Below are 12,393 nucleotides of genomic sequence, written 5' to 3' on the forward strand. Positions count from 1 at the left end.
ACCGCCCTTCCTATCGTCACAGGTGCGGCCTATCGAGGCAGCCGGTTCCAACACCGCGAACAGACTCGCCCGCAGAACGGATCGCCCTTCCACCCCTGCGGGCGGGCCTGTCCGACTTGCAGAATCTCAGATCCGCGGACCGCCCTCAGGCGAGCAGAGCATCGATGAGGCGGTGCGCAGCGGCATCGCAACGTTGCGTGTCGCCGGTGACGAGTCGGTCGAGCAGGATTCCCTTGAGACCCGAGGCCAGCACCGTGGCATCGACACGGGCGCACGCGGAATCGCGTCCTGCGCGAGTGAGCAACTCGGCCGCGTAATCCACCCACGCCACTATCGCGTCACGTGCGGCGGGGCGCTCGGCGGCGTCAGCGGTGAGCCCGGCGGCGAGCAAGTGGTACATGACCGTGAAGTGCGTGCGCTGTTGGTCGGCGGTCATCGCCGCCCACGCCGCTGCCGCCGCGTCGGCGGGACACTGCTCGGCGGCACCGGCGAGTTGGCGCTGCGTCTGCTGTCGATGTTCGGCGAACGCCGCGGCGAGCAGTTGCTCGCGGCTGCCGAAGTAGTGCACGAGCATCCGCGCACTTGTCCCGATGCGATCCGCCAGGCCACGCAAGGTGAAGTCGACGAGACCGTGACGTGCGAAGTCGTCGAGAGCGGAGTGGAGCAATTCTTCGCGTCGGGTGGGATTCGGAGGTGTTCGGTCAGCCACCCCTTGACTGTAACATTTGTTACATCTAGGGTCTCCGACATGAATGTAACAAATGCTTCATCGCCGGGCGTCGAGCCCACCGAATACACGGCCTTCATGATGCTGACCGCGCTACCCGCGTGGCTGGCGCTGAGCCGACCGGAACGTCGAAACATCGCCGACGCCGCCCTTGGCACCGCCCTCGCGGCCCGGACGAAAACCACGATGCGGTTCTACGACGCCGAGGCCTTCACCGCCCGGTGCAGCGACATCGCCGTTTTCGCCACCACCGACCTCGACGAGTACTACCTGGCGGTCGAGCAACTACGTGATTCGGCGCTGTTCACCACGCCCTACTTTCGACTCGATGACCTGATTCTGTCCGTGGAAGACGGGCACAGGGCCGCCGAATGAACGAGCAGATCGGGCCCCGCGCGGCGCTGGTCACCGGAGGTGGCAGCGGAGTCGGCTTCGCATTGGCCCAGCAGCTCGCCGCCACCGGCCGTCACGTGCTGATCTGTGGCCGCGACCCCGACCGCCTGGCGAACGCGGCCGCCCGCATCCCCGGCCTGCAGACCATGCGTGCCGATCTCGCAGTTCCCGCCGACGTCGATCGCGTTGCCGCGACCGCGGCCGCCCTGCCCGGACTGGACCTGGTCATCAACAACGCCGGAGTCCAATTCGACCGGCAATGGGCGACATCGGATGCCGACGAACTGCTCGACGATCTGACCGAGGAACTGGCGACAAACCTGATCGCACCCCTGCGCCTGACCGCCCGCCTGCTTCCCACACTCGCACTGGCCCCGTCCGCGACCATCGTCAACATCACCTCGGCACTCGGGCTGGTGCCCAAGCGATCAGCGCCGGTGTACTGCGCGGCCAAGGCAGGCCTGATCGCCGCGACCACCTCACTGCGATACCAACTCGCCACAGACGCACCAACTGTCCGCATCGTCGACGCGATGCTGCCGCTGGTCGACACTGCGATGACCGCCGGACGTGGACGAGGCAAGATCAGCCCGGACGCGGCAGCAGCCGCCGTCCTGGCCGGCCTGAACAAGCCGCACGTGCGCCGGATCCGAGTAGGGAAAGTCGGCATATTGCTTGGTATGCAACGAATCTCACCCACGCTCGCGGCCCGCGTGGTCGCGGACTGAGGCAGATCAAGCTGGAGACCTCGATCCCTTCTTCGTCTACGACACCTGTGCCAAAGAATCGTGGAGCGGGCTCCGTCGTCAGCGGACGGGGTCCGCCGGCGTGGCTATTCTTTTTCCGTTGCCGCTTTCCGAGCACCGAACATTCGCATCCAGTGAAGAATTTCAGACGATCCACGATCAGCAAGAAGGAATGTGCAATAACGGTCAGGGCCAGAGACTCCGATCATGACCAATTCATCGTGCCCATACTCCGCGAGGAAATCTACAAGCTCCTCGGTCAACCTCGAGAGCGTGGCATCCCCGCCGGTGTGCCTCAACCTCCTTTTATATATGCTGAGCAGACCGAGCCTCGCCACAGGGCGCGCACTGATTGCAGATGCCTCACGCACTCTAACAAGTAGATCCGCCTCCGTGACTCCTCGAGGAATTGCCGCCGCGACTAACCTTCTAGTGTCGCGTTATCCATTGAGACCACCCCTAGCTACTCGAGACCACGGTCAAAAACCGGACCGGAATTCGATCGATTCCGGTCGCGGCTCCACCAGAAAGGCCCGGGAGAGTGCGAGCGCAACGATGAGCAGGGTGGTACCGATATAGACCGGCAGCAAATGGATGAACGCGGTGTAGTGGATCAGGAAATGCACGGCCAGCGCGCTGACCGAGCCCGCGGTCGCCGCCCCGAGCAGCGACCACCAAACCCAGGCCTCTCCTTGCCGCCAGCCCCACATCCCGATCAGCACGATGCCCACACCGGTTGCCACCAGTGCCCCGCCGAACCCCGCCCGGTCGTGCGCGATGAACGGCAGCAGATTCGCATTGGCGGCCCGTAACGTGTCCGCGTCGGTCTGCAGGAAATCCAGGTCGGTCGGCACGAACACAACGGTCAGCCCGACCGTCGAGATGACAATGCCGCCGATGACGACGCCGACGCCGGTCCCGGCCATCAGCAACTGCCCGATCAGCGCGCGTCGACGCACCCGCTCCGGACACGGAAGAGGCGACCGGCGGCACACAGGTCCGGGTGCGCGTCGGACGCCGAGCAGGAACATCGGGAACAACACCACCGTCACCGCGACGTGCAGCGGTTCGACGAACCCGATGAACAGGAAGTAGAACAGTGTCGGAAACCCCACCAGCCCCGACATCAGCAGCGCCGTGCGGGCCCACGCCCACCCACGGCGGATACCGCCCCAGGCCAACCCTGTGTACAGCGAGCCGATCGCGATCATGTTGCCCGCCATGGTGATTCGATCGTGCTGCAGGAAATGCACCAGGTGATGATTGATCCGGTGCAGGCCCTCGACGTCGGTACCGAGGTAGTCGCGGTCGTACCACAGCAGCACCGGGCCGAGCGTGATAGCGGCCGCGCCCAGCCCGGCCACGATCATGCCGACGCCGACCAGCAGGCTCCAGAACCAGCTGGGCCACCGGCGTGGGTCGAGCGGGACATCGCGCAGGGTCGGTGCGGGCGAGGCCGGTGGGGCGGCTGCCTCGATCACCCGCTGGAACCAGCCGGGACCGGCCGCTATCAGCACGGCGGGCGTCGCGACCACAGTGGTTCCCGGATCGGCCAGTGCTCGTACCGCTTCGGCGATATCGGGATCGGTCAGATACCTTCTTTCGCTTGCCGTTTCGCCGACAATTACCTCGTCCACGGCGTCGGCCAGGTCGGCCGCCACACCTTCGTCCGTGACTCGGGCGAGAACCCGGCAGCGGCGACCGCGTGCGGCCTCGCGCACCGTCGCCACTGTCGTGGCATCTACTGGACCGACTTCCACGAACCCGGCACCCTGCGGTGGCAGCGCCCGGATCGCGTCCCTGGCGGCCGACACCGGCACGGTGGCCCCGAACCGATCCACCCAGTCCGCAGGCGGCTCCGGATGATCGAAAACTCGCCGGATGGTCGCGGCCCCACCCGGCGACGCCGACAGCGTGCCGAGCAGTCCCAGCGCCCAACGCTGGGCACGCCGCTCCCCGACCAGGGCGTTCGCCACCGGCCGCAACGGGTGATAAGTCCAGTCCGGCACTGCAGCATCCTCACACACCGCCCCGGGTTGTCAGGTGCGGCCGTTGAAGACCAATCCCGGAACACCTGATTCGCCGGTCGCAGGTTCGTGCCCAGAAAATCGCACCACAACTCGGATCGCGGGGGCCGACATCATCGCTCCTGAGAGTCTGCCACGGTGAATCATCCGCAACGCAGAACAACGATCTATCCACCGAATCCGCGAGCCTGCCGAGCATCGGCCCATACCGCTGGGCGTCGAGGATGCCCTCGACGATCACCACCATCCCCCGAGCCAGGCACCACCGGGCGATCTGCTCGATCAACTCGATGTTGAATCCGCCCGGCTCGTCGGGCTCCCTGACCATGTTGCGCCGCACCAGATCTTGGGACACCACCGCGCGCCGTCCGTGTTCGAATCGGCCCTGAACGGCTGCGGCGGCCGTGGACTTTCCCGAGGCAGAATTCCCGCGGATCACTACCAGAGGACTCAACGGCGCGGAGTTGCATCCGATACACGATCTTTCGTCGGCAGCGGTGCCCATAGTGGGTTGAGCATAGCGGCGAGTGCTGGCGGACGGAGGGATTTGACCTGTTCGGATGCGGAAATCATTCATTTGATGCATGATTCCATCGTCTGATGATGGAGGATCGGATGGTTGATAGTGGCAGCAGTGTGCCGGGATCGGTTGGGCTGGAGCTTGTTTCCGGTGTGTCGTTGCTGCATCCGGAAGACCGGATGCTCGAGGCGATGCTCGACGGGTGGGGACGTCAGCAGCGTGCGCGGCGCCTGGATCTCGAGACGATTAGCGACCGGCGATCGGTTGTGCAGCGATTCGTGAGTTTCAGCGCGGAGTATCCGTGGCATTGGTCGGCCGCGCATGTAGACGAGTGGTCGGCGGCGATGTTGGGTGAGCAGGGTTTGGCGCATTCAACGGTGCGCGCCTATCAGGGTGCACTGCGGTTGTTCTGCGACTTCCTCACCTCACCGCACTACGGGTGGGCGGCGGAGTGCGAGAGGCTGTTCGGTACACATCCGGTGCAGGTGTGTCACGAATGGAACACCGCCGCCCACCTGGTCGACTACGAGGGCGATCCTCGTCGAAGGCCCTTGACACGCAACGAGCTCCAGCTGCTGCTGGACTACGCCGACGACCAGGTCGGTGAGGCGGTCAGGCTCCGCCGAAAGGGCGCCTTGACCGCGTATCGGGACGCGACGGTATTGAAGACGATGTACGCGTGGGGGTTGCGACCGACCGAGACGTCGCGGTTGGACCTACCCGACTTCCATCGCAACCCGCAGGCACCGGAGCTGCGCGGATTCGGGATGGTCCATGTGCGATACGGCAAGGGAGCCAAAGGATCCGGCCCGCGTCGGCGGATGGTGGCGACGGTAATGCCGTGGGCAGTGGACGCACTGGAGGACTATCTGGTCAATGTCCGGCCTCGTTTTCGTCATCACGCGGCGAGTTCGGCGGTGTGGTTGACCGAGCGTGGTGGCCGCTTGCGGCCGCGGGAGATTGAGGCACGGTTCGCTGAGTACAGAGATGCTCTGGGCTTGGATGGCGCGCTGGTGCCGCATTGCCTACGGCATTCTCACGTGACTCATCAAGTAGAAGATGGTGTCGATCCGAAATTCATCCAGGAACAGGTCGGCCACCGATACGCGTCGACCACTGCCATCTATACCGGAGTGAGTACGGACTTCATGAACACGATGATGCGCAAGGCGCTCGATCGCGCCTACCAGCCGCCGGAGAGGGACAGCTGATGGCAGACGAACTCGACTACGCGTGGCATTTGCGGGAAATGATGGCCGCTCGCGGCATGTTCTCCACCACCGACCTGACACCACTGCTGGCCGAGCGTGGTGTGAAGCTCTCGGCGAGTCAGGTCTACCGCTTGGTCGTCGACAAACCGGAGCGACTGAGCATGAAAACCCTTGTAGCCCTGCTGGATATCCTGGAGTGCCGCATGGAAGAACTCATCGAGCCCATTCGCCGACCGGGCCGCCGCCGCGCTACCGGATCGTCCGGCCAGGCGGCTACCAAGGCGGCGCGCACCGATGCCGGGCTAGGTTCACTGCGCCCCAAGCGAGCCCGCATTGTCATCGATCCGCAATGACTTCCGGCGCAGACCACGAGGTTCCACCGCGTGAGGTGATTGTGCGGGCGGTGGCCGCAGTAGATCCGTCGCTGCCGGTGGAGGTTGTCGGTGCGGCCGTGGACGCGGTTGCCGTCTCGCGGGCACAGCAACGCCGCCTGGCACGCGCACTGGTCAACGATCCGGGGGCACTGACCAGCGGTCTGCCCACCGGTCCGGATCTGGTCGAAGCAATGGTCCGAGCCTTGATCACGCACGGTTCGTCGATCGTCGTCTTGCCGCGCTGCGGCGAGTGTGGCCGACCTGGCGGGCTCGACCGGATTCACCACGGAGTGCGCGTCTGCACAAAATGTGCGAATCGGCTCAGCGTTCGGCGTGCGCCGTGTGCGATCTGCGGCAAAACCCTGGCGGTACACAATCACGATGACCAAGGTCGTCCACGCTGCCGTCAACACCCCGCCATTCGGGACGGGGACGATGTCGCGCAGCTATGCCGTCTGCTGCACGAACTAGGGATCGACCTGCCGGACAACGTGGTCGCTGAAAGCGTAGAACATGCTCTGCCACAACCATTTCAACGGCGAAAGGCCCTCGCCGAACTACGCCAGAACCCCGCACTGCTGACCGGAGACGCCGCCCGCGGTTCCGCCGCGCTCGTTCGACTTGTCGTGGCATTGACCTCCCACGGGTCCACCGTCGCTGTCGTCCCGAGGTGTCCGGTCTGCAGTCGTGCGGTCGCGCTGCGGTTCACGCGCGACGGAGCACGGTGCTGTCGCCGCTGCTACGACGAAGCTCGCCGCGAACACTGCGCCCGATGTGGCCGCCTACAGATAGTCACCGACCGAACCCTTGACGGCGCACCGGTGTGCGGCGCATGTGCCCGCAGAGACCCCGGCAGTCACGACATCTGCGATCGTTGTGGCCGCCGAACCTCGGTGCGTCGCAACCGCAGTTCGGCGCAGGCGCTGTGCCGCAGGTGCTGGCGCGATCCGATCGCTGCTTGCGTCGGATGCGGTCGCACGAAACCGTGTTCCGGCGCACGCGACGCGGCACCGCGGTGCGCGAGCTGCGTCAAGCGGATGAACAAGGCGCACTGCAGCTCCTGTGGCCATTACCGCGTCGTGCATTCGCGCACCGCCGATAATCATCCGGTCTGTCAGACCTGCGGCGCTCGCCGTGAACCGTGCTCGGGCTGTGGACGCAGTGCGGCTGTGATCGCTCGTGCCGCCGTCGGCGCCCTGTGCCGTCGCTGCTATCGCGTCGATCCGGCTTTCATCCGCCCGTGCGTGCTCTGCGGCACACACCAACGCCCCTATCACTACGGCCTGTGCGACCGCTGTGCCGGGGAGCGGTGGCTGCGTAGCCTCCTCGCCTCACGCGCCGACGATCGCGCCGTTGACATCGACGCTGTGGTGACCGCGCTACTCGGCAACAATCCCGCCACTCTGCTCAATTGGCTCGAAACACCCCACGGCCGTGCCCTTGCCGAGGCCCTGGGCACAACGTCCGAGCCGGTGACACATGAGCTGCTCGACCGGCTCGGCACTCCGAAGAGTGTCGCGAGCCTGCGCGCAGCCCTCGTCGCAGGAGCGGTCCTTCCGGTGCGAGACGAACAGTTGGCTACCGTCGAACGCTGGCTGACCGGGGCCTTCTCGACAATGCCAAGCACTCCCGACCACCGTCTGGTGCGCCGCTTCGCCACCTGGGCCGTGCTGGCCCGCCTACGGCGGTCCGCGGAACGAAAACCATTGACTTACGGCCAGATTCAACTCGCCCAGCAACGCATCCGAGCCACCTTACGATTGCTGGACTGGCTCTCGGCCAACGACCGCAACCTCACGACCTGCACCCAGCACGACATCGACACCTGGCTGAGCACCACCATACCCACCCGCCACGACGCCCTCGCCTTCCTGACCTGGTGCGCACGTCACCGTCACATCCGCCATATCGACATCCCACCGAGCGCACCAACAGCACTGGCACACAACCTGATCGAAGACGACCAGCGATGGGCAATCGTGAAGTCGCTGCTCCACGACCAGGATCACGACCTCATCGACCGCGTTGCCGGCTGCCTGGTGTTGATGTTCGCCCAACCAGCGACTCGCATCGTCACATTGACCGTCGATCACATCACCGACTCCGACTCAACCACGCAACTGCTGCTCGGCACACACCCAGTCGACATACCCGACCCGCTTGCCGACCTCCTCCATCAACTGAGCGTCCACCACGATCGCGGCGTTCTCGGGCAGTCCGCAGCTGCGCGCTGGCTGTTTCCCGGATCCCGCGCCGGACAACACCGCAGCCCCGCGAATCTCAACGCCCGACTGACCCGCATCGGCATCGACACCCGGACCGGCAGATCCACCGCGCTGATACAGCTGGCCGCCCAATTGCCCGCCGTCGTCCTCGGAAACCTCCTGGGCCTCCACATTCAGACGGCAACTAGATGGACACAGGCAGCAGGCAACACCCGACCCGCCTACGCCGCCGATGTCTCACGTAGACCGCACCGACGTAGCTGATCAGGCCGCTGCGTCTCAGGGCCGCGTCGCCGCCCATTCCCGGATCGCGGCGACGAACTCCTCTGGCGCATCGGACTCCACGTAGGTGCCCGCGCCCTCAACGATCACAGTCTTGTGGTCAGTGAATGTCGCTTCCAAACGCTCGCGCTCCTGGGTACGGAAGGCGATATCGGCGTCACCCCACACGATCAGTGTCGGTAGGTGATTGATGTCCGCTAGCCCGGCCTCGACCTCGGTGAAGAAGCCGCGGCTGGCGAGGACCCGGCCGGGGAGCACGGCGGAAGCCTGGCGTCGTTCGGGGGTGTTCAGCGCCTGGCTGTAGTGGGTCATCTCTGCCGTGGTCGGCTTCCGCCGTCGGTGGCCTGTGGGGATGAACGCGTTGACGAGGAGGTTGAGCCGCCGGACCAAGAAGCGGACCGGGAGCCCACCGATGATGCGACCGAAGGCCTCGAAGTGGAGGATGCCGTTGACCGGCCAGGCCCAGGTGTTGGCCAGCACCAGCCGATCGAAGACGTCCGGACGCCGCTGCACGACCGCCAAGCCGATCATGCCGCCCCAGTCCTGCCCGACCAGAGTGAGCCCATCGAGGCCGAGCGCGTCAACGAACCCGGTGACCACATCTGCGTGTTCCTCGGGCAGGTAACGGTAGCCGGGCTTCGGCGTCGACAGCCCGAAGCCTGGGTAGTCGAGGGCGATGCACCGGAAGTCGTCGCGCAGTGCGCAGATCACGTCGCGCCAGAGGAACGACCAGGTTGGGTTGCCGTGCAGGAACAGCAACGTGGGGCCCGAACCCTCATCTACGTAATGCACTGTGTGGCCGTCGATGTCGACGAATCGGCTCTCGAACGGGAACAGTTCATCGTCGACCCAACCGGGCCGCACGCTCTTGGTCGTATCGGCCATGGTGGGCCCCCTCTGGGCTCGGCATCAATGTATGCTTGAGAATCTCACATGCACTTGAGAAGATCAAGCGACAAGAGGAAATGATGCGTAGCTACGGCCAGTACTGCGGGCTTGCCCGTTCTCTCGAAGTCGTCGGTGACCGGTGGAACCTGCTCATCGTCCGCCAGCTCCTCATAGCCCCCGCCCGCTACCGGGATCTGATCGACGGCCTGCCCGGCATCGCGACCAATTTGCTTGCCGACCGGCTCCGCGACCTCGAGGCCTCGGGCGTGGTCGAGCGGCGACTGACAGGTGAGGGCAGCGTGGTCGAATACGCCCTTACACCGTGGGGTGCCGAACTGCGCCAGCCGATCGAGAGCCTGATCCGCTGGTCCACCCCGTTGATGGTCCGCGGCCCCGCCGACGGTGACGCCTTTCGCCCCGAGTGGCTCGCCCTCGCCGTCCCCGCCCTACTCGACACCCGGGTCAAGGTCCGCTCCTCAGCGACGATCGGCCTCGACATCGGCGACCCGACCTTCCAACTCCGCGCCACGCTCTCAGGCTTCGACCTCAGCCCGCATGACGGCCGCGAACTCGACGCCACCGTCCGCGCCGACCCCGCCTACGTCCTCGGCCTCGCCGCCGGCGCCTTTACCCTCAGCGATGCCCTCGCACTCGGGCTGGTCGAGATCGATGGCGACAAGTCCGTCGTCCGCACCGTCTTCGCCGCCTGAAGTAGTGTCGATCACCCACCAATCTGAGCGATCGGGCCCGCACGCAATTCGTCCAGACGACTCCCGCTGCACGGCTCTCGCCGACCAAATCGAGTCAGTCATTCAGCACGTTCGGATAGCGCGGGTTACCGGTAACCGCATGCTCCTCGGCTGCAGGACCGTGTCGAGTTTGCGAATGAACCGACCCAGATGAGGGTCCGACTCCGGGAGACCATGCGGGTCGAGATCCCACCAACATCCATCGACGAACTCGTCCGGATCAAGGCCATACTGGTCGGCACGATCGCCGCGCGCGACGAACCACAGCGAAACATCAACGTGCCCAGCAGTTTTGCCGACCGTGGGCGTGACAGTCAGAAAGAGTGGTCGGTCACCGACGACATCGAAACTGAGGTCGACACCGAGTTCCTCGCGGCCTTCCCGTCGCGCGGCGGCGAGCGGTTGCTCGAACGGATCCACATGCCCGCCCATCGGAAGGCGAAGACCGGACTTACGGTGCAGCCCGAGGTAGATTCCACGCTCATCCGGGTCGACCACCACCACATAGGACACCAAATGCGGTGACGGCGTCGCGGGCGGAATACGCCGGTAGATGTCCGTCGTACCACCGAGCCAGCGCAGGGTCTGCTCGATATGTTGCTGCTCGAGGTCATCGAACGGTTCCATCGCGATGACCAGCCCGGCGATGTCGGCGGTAGAAGGCTCCATGGCGCGCGAGGGTAGCCGGACCCTCCGACATCCCACCGCGGCTCCAAGAACCGAAAGGCCTGAAGGAGTTGCTCGGGGCAGCGCCGATTGTGACTCGATCACCGCGTCTGCCTCCTGATCACCAGTTCATCGGCGGTGTGGTGGCGGTGACTCTACTCGAGTTCGGCGACCGGAAGCACCAAGTGCACCGGATTGCACCAAGTGCACCACTGCCGACCGCCTTGGCGTACACGGTGTACTTGGAGTACTTTGCCGCAACACCTTGATCATCGGAGCAATTCCTATGAGCCAGAACACTTCTCAGCGCCTCACCGTGACCCGGGTTACCGGGCATATCGGTGCCGGCATCGACGGTACCGATCTGTCCCATTCCGGCGCGCCCCGCACCGTCGCCGACATCCGGGAGGCGCTGCTCACCCACAAGGTGGTGTTCGTCCACGACCAGAAGATCGGCCACGCCGAGCACGTCGATGCGGTCAATCCGCCGATGGCGTCGATCCTGCGTGCCGAAACCGCACCGACCTATGGCGGTGACACCCTTGTCGGCGACATCCCCGTCGGGCCGGGCGGATTCACCTCCCACGCCGTGGTCGGCCGCCCGCTCGGGAGCACGGACCGATGAGCACCGCGCAGACCTCGCCGTTCGTTCCCGGCTCCCTGACCGATGTCGCCAACGCCCACACCATGTTCGATGAGTTCCCCTGCTATCAGGCCGTTCTCGACTGGATGGCGAATTTCGTCCTCCAGCCTGATGAGCGGTTGGGCCGTGCCGGCGCGGTGTGCCCGCGCCTGGCCTCGGCGATCGACGGCGACCTCGTTAGGCTCGTCGCGGTCCGAACGGCGGGGACCAGCATCGACGACGCTGTGCGGATCGGACACGCGCTGGCTGATCTCTACGTCGAGTTGTTCGACGAAACGACGTTCCAGCGCGGGGCATTGATGGCGATCTTCCCCGACCTCGATCCCGCTGACGCCGCGCAGTTCATCGACGCCGGACACGCGCGGCTGCGCCCGGAATTCGTGCGCCGGGCCATGATGCTGGGCGAGTTCCATGCGGCCAGCACGGTCGGCAGCGTCCACAACCGCGCCTTTCCGGTGATGCAGTCCCCGGTACCGATGTTCGCGGTCCGCGCCCTGACCACCCACGACGCACTGTTTCTGGATCAACCAGGCCCTGACCGCCACGAACTACTGCGTCACTACCTCGACCACCTCGGCGACCGTGCCCCGACGACCGTCCTGCGACGCGTCCAGGCCCGCCTCCCCAAGACGGGACGCTGACATGAGACCTTCCCTCGACACCGCCCGAACCCTCGGGGACGCATTCACCCTCGCGGCCGAGCTCCACGGCGATCGCGACGTCCTGATATGCGGCGACCAGCGGTGGGGATACCGCGAATTCGGCACCCTGACCGCATCCGTCGCAGCCGGGCTCACCGCGCTCGTCGAGCCAGGCACCGAAGGCCCCGGTGGTCGCTCGATCGGTCACCGAATTCGTCGCGGCGCTGATCGGCTTCGGCGCCCGTCGCGCCGGGCGCCGAAGAGCAGGCCTACGTGATCTTCACCTCCGGGTCGACCGGCT

14 protein-coding genes are annotated in these 12,393 nt (G+C 65.5%); 9 read left to right on the forward strand and 5 right to left on the reverse strand.

The features are described from left to right. Positions 1-145: 145 nt before the first annotated feature. Complete coding sequence (locus tag ACFWUP_RS15140; RefSeq protein ID WP_379234548.1) at positions 146-709, reverse strand: TetR family transcriptional regulator; 564 nt, start codon at positions 707-709, stop codon at positions 146-148. Positions 710-748: 39 nt separating this feature from the next. Here ACFWUP_RS15140 and ACFWUP_RS15145 point away from each other — a divergent pair, with 39 nt between their 5' ends. Together ACFWUP_RS15145 and ACFWUP_RS15150 are read left to right on the forward strand one after the other, a co-directional pair. Next, positions 749-1,102 (forward strand): darcynin family protein, encoded by a 354-nt coding sequence (locus tag ACFWUP_RS15145; protein WP_379234550.1) that lies wholly within the window; start codon positions 749-751, stop codon positions 1,100-1,102. Continuing rightward, positions 1,099-1,848 (forward strand): SDR family NAD(P)-dependent oxidoreductase, encoded by a 750-nt coding sequence (locus ACFWUP_RS15150; RefSeq protein ID WP_379234552.1) that lies wholly within the window; start codon positions 1,099-1,101, stop codon positions 1,846-1,848. The genes ACFWUP_RS15145 and ACFWUP_RS15150 overlap by 4 nt, the downstream gene beginning before the upstream one ends. Before the next feature lie 497 nt (positions 1,849-2,345). On the opposite strand, the gene ACFWUP_RS15155 is transcribed toward ACFWUP_RS15150, so the two are convergent. Together ACFWUP_RS15155 and ACFWUP_RS15160 are read right to left on the reverse strand one after the other, a co-directional pair. After that, a complete protein-coding gene (locus ACFWUP_RS15155; RefSeq protein ID WP_379234554.1) occupies positions 2,346-3,875 on the reverse strand; it encodes a hypothetical protein in 1,530 nt (509 codons plus the stop codon). Between the two features lie 10 nt (positions 3,876-3,885). Beyond that, the gene (locus tag ACFWUP_RS15160; RefSeq protein ID WP_379234556.1) at positions 3,886-4,479 is read right to left on the reverse strand and encodes a hypothetical protein; all 594 of its coding nucleotides are present in this window, start codon (positions 4,477-4,479) and stop codon (positions 3,886-3,888) included. Positions 4,480-4,592: 113 nt separating this feature from the next. On the opposite strand from ACFWUP_RS15160, the gene ACFWUP_RS15165 reads away from it, so the two are divergent. The 3 genes from ACFWUP_RS15165 (at position 4,593) to ACFWUP_RS15175 (ending at position 8,487) form a co-directional block, all read left to right on the forward strand. Then, on the forward strand, positions 4,593-5,624 hold the full coding sequence (locus ACFWUP_RS15165; protein ID WP_379234600.1) for a tyrosine-type recombinase/integrase: 1,032 nt from the start codon (positions 4,593-4,595) through the stop codon (positions 5,622-5,624). Then, positions 5,624-5,977, forward strand: a complete 354-nt coding sequence (locus ACFWUP_RS15170) for a helix-turn-helix domain-containing protein (protein ID WP_379234558.1) — start codon at positions 5,624-5,626, stop codon at positions 5,975-5,977. Before ACFWUP_RS15165 ends, ACFWUP_RS15170 begins: the two co-directional genes overlap by 1 nt. A gap of 1,190 nt (positions 5,978-7,167) precedes the next feature. Beyond that, positions 7,168-8,487, forward strand: coding sequence for a hypothetical protein (locus tag ACFWUP_RS15175; RefSeq protein WP_379234560.1), 1,320 nt, complete (start codon positions 7,168-7,170; stop codon positions 8,485-8,487). Positions 8,488-8,502: 15 nt separating this feature from the next. Here ACFWUP_RS15175 and ACFWUP_RS15180 read toward each other — a convergent pair whose 3' ends face one another. Beyond that, on the reverse strand, positions 8,503-9,390 hold the full coding sequence (locus ACFWUP_RS15180) for an alpha/beta fold hydrolase (RefSeq protein ID WP_379234562.1): 888 nt from the start codon (positions 9,388-9,390) through the stop codon (positions 8,503-8,505). 83 nt (positions 9,391-9,473) lie between these two features. Between ACFWUP_RS15180 and ACFWUP_RS15185 the strand changes: the two genes are divergently transcribed. Then, positions 9,474-10,103, forward strand: coding sequence for a winged helix-turn-helix transcriptional regulator (locus tag ACFWUP_RS15185; protein ID WP_379234602.1), 630 nt, complete (start codon positions 9,474-9,476; stop codon positions 10,101-10,103). 102 nt (positions 10,104-10,205) lie between these two features. Here ACFWUP_RS15185 and ACFWUP_RS15190 read toward each other — a convergent pair whose 3' ends face one another. Then, positions 10,206-10,811, reverse strand: coding sequence for an NUDIX hydrolase (locus ACFWUP_RS15190; protein ID WP_379234564.1), 606 nt, complete (start codon positions 10,809-10,811; stop codon positions 10,206-10,208). 283 nt (positions 10,812-11,094) lie between these two features. Here ACFWUP_RS15190 and ACFWUP_RS15195 point away from each other — a divergent pair, with 283 nt between their 5' ends. Genes ACFWUP_RS15195 through ACFWUP_RS15205 form a run of 3 tightly spaced genes read left to right on the forward strand, consistent with a single transcriptional unit; the run spans position 11,095 to position 12,369 of the window. Further along, a complete protein-coding gene (locus ACFWUP_RS15195) occupies positions 11,095-11,433 on the forward strand; it encodes a TauD/TfdA dioxygenase family protein (protein WP_379234566.1) in 339 nt (112 codons plus the stop codon). Beyond that, on the forward strand, positions 11,430-12,092 hold the full coding sequence (locus ACFWUP_RS15200) for a DUF6875 domain-containing protein (protein ID WP_379234567.1): 663 nt from the start codon (positions 11,430-11,432) through the stop codon (positions 12,090-12,092). The genes ACFWUP_RS15195 and ACFWUP_RS15200 overlap by 4 nt, the downstream gene beginning before the upstream one ends. A gap of 1 nt (position 12,093) precedes the next feature. Next, positions 12,094-12,369 (forward strand): hypothetical protein, encoded by a 276-nt coding sequence (locus ACFWUP_RS15205; protein WP_379234569.1) that lies wholly within the window; start codon positions 12,094-12,096, stop codon positions 12,367-12,369. The last annotated feature ends 24 nt before the right edge of the window (positions 12,370-12,393 follow it).

This window comes from Nocardia sp. NPDC058658, assembly GCF_042716665.1.
In the GTDB taxonomy this organism is placed as follows: domain Bacteria; phylum Actinomycetota; class Actinomycetes; order Mycobacteriales; family Mycobacteriaceae; genus Nocardia.

Bases quoted from the DNA above. Each gene is read 5' to 3' on its own strand.
- ACFWUP_RS15145 (WP_379234550.1), top strand. From the start codon at position 749: ATGAATGTAACAAATGCTTCATCGCCGGGCGTCGAGCCCACCGAATAC.
- ACFWUP_RS15150 (WP_379234552.1), top strand. From the start codon at position 1,099: ATGAACGAGCAGATCGGGCCCCGCGCGGCGCTGGTCACCGGAGGTGGC.
- ACFWUP_RS15160 (WP_379234556.1), bottom strand. From the start codon at position 4,479: ATGCATCAAATGAATGATTTCCGCATCCGAACAGGTCAAATCCCTCCG.
- ACFWUP_RS15165 (WP_379234600.1), top strand. From the start codon at position 4,593: ATGCTCGAGGCGATGCTCGACGGGTGGGGACGTCAGCAGCGTGCGCGG.
- ACFWUP_RS15170 (WP_379234558.1), top strand. From the start codon at position 5,624: ATGGCAGACGAACTCGACTACGCGTGGCATTTGCGGGAAATGATGGCC.
- ACFWUP_RS15180 (WP_379234562.1), bottom strand. From the start codon at position 9,390: ATGGCCGATACGACCAAGAGCGTGCGGCCCGGTTGGGTCGACGATGAA.
- ACFWUP_RS15185 (WP_379234602.1), top strand. From the start codon at position 9,474: ATGCGTAGCTACGGCCAGTACTGCGGGCTTGCCCGTTCTCTCGAAGTC.
- ACFWUP_RS15190 (WP_379234564.1), bottom strand. From the start codon at position 10,811: ATGGAGCCTTCTACCGCCGACATCGCCGGGCTGGTCATCGCGATGGAA.
- ACFWUP_RS15195 (WP_379234566.1), top strand. From the start codon at position 11,095: ATGAGCCAGAACACTTCTCAGCGCCTCACCGTGACCCGGGTTACCGGG.
- ACFWUP_RS15200 (WP_379234567.1), top strand. From the start codon at position 11,430: ATGAGCACCGCGCAGACCTCGCCGTTCGTTCCCGGCTCCCTGACCGAT.
- ACFWUP_RS15205 (WP_379234569.1), top strand. From the start codon at position 12,094: ATGAGACCTTCCCTCGACACCGCCCGAACCCTCGGGGACGCATTCACC.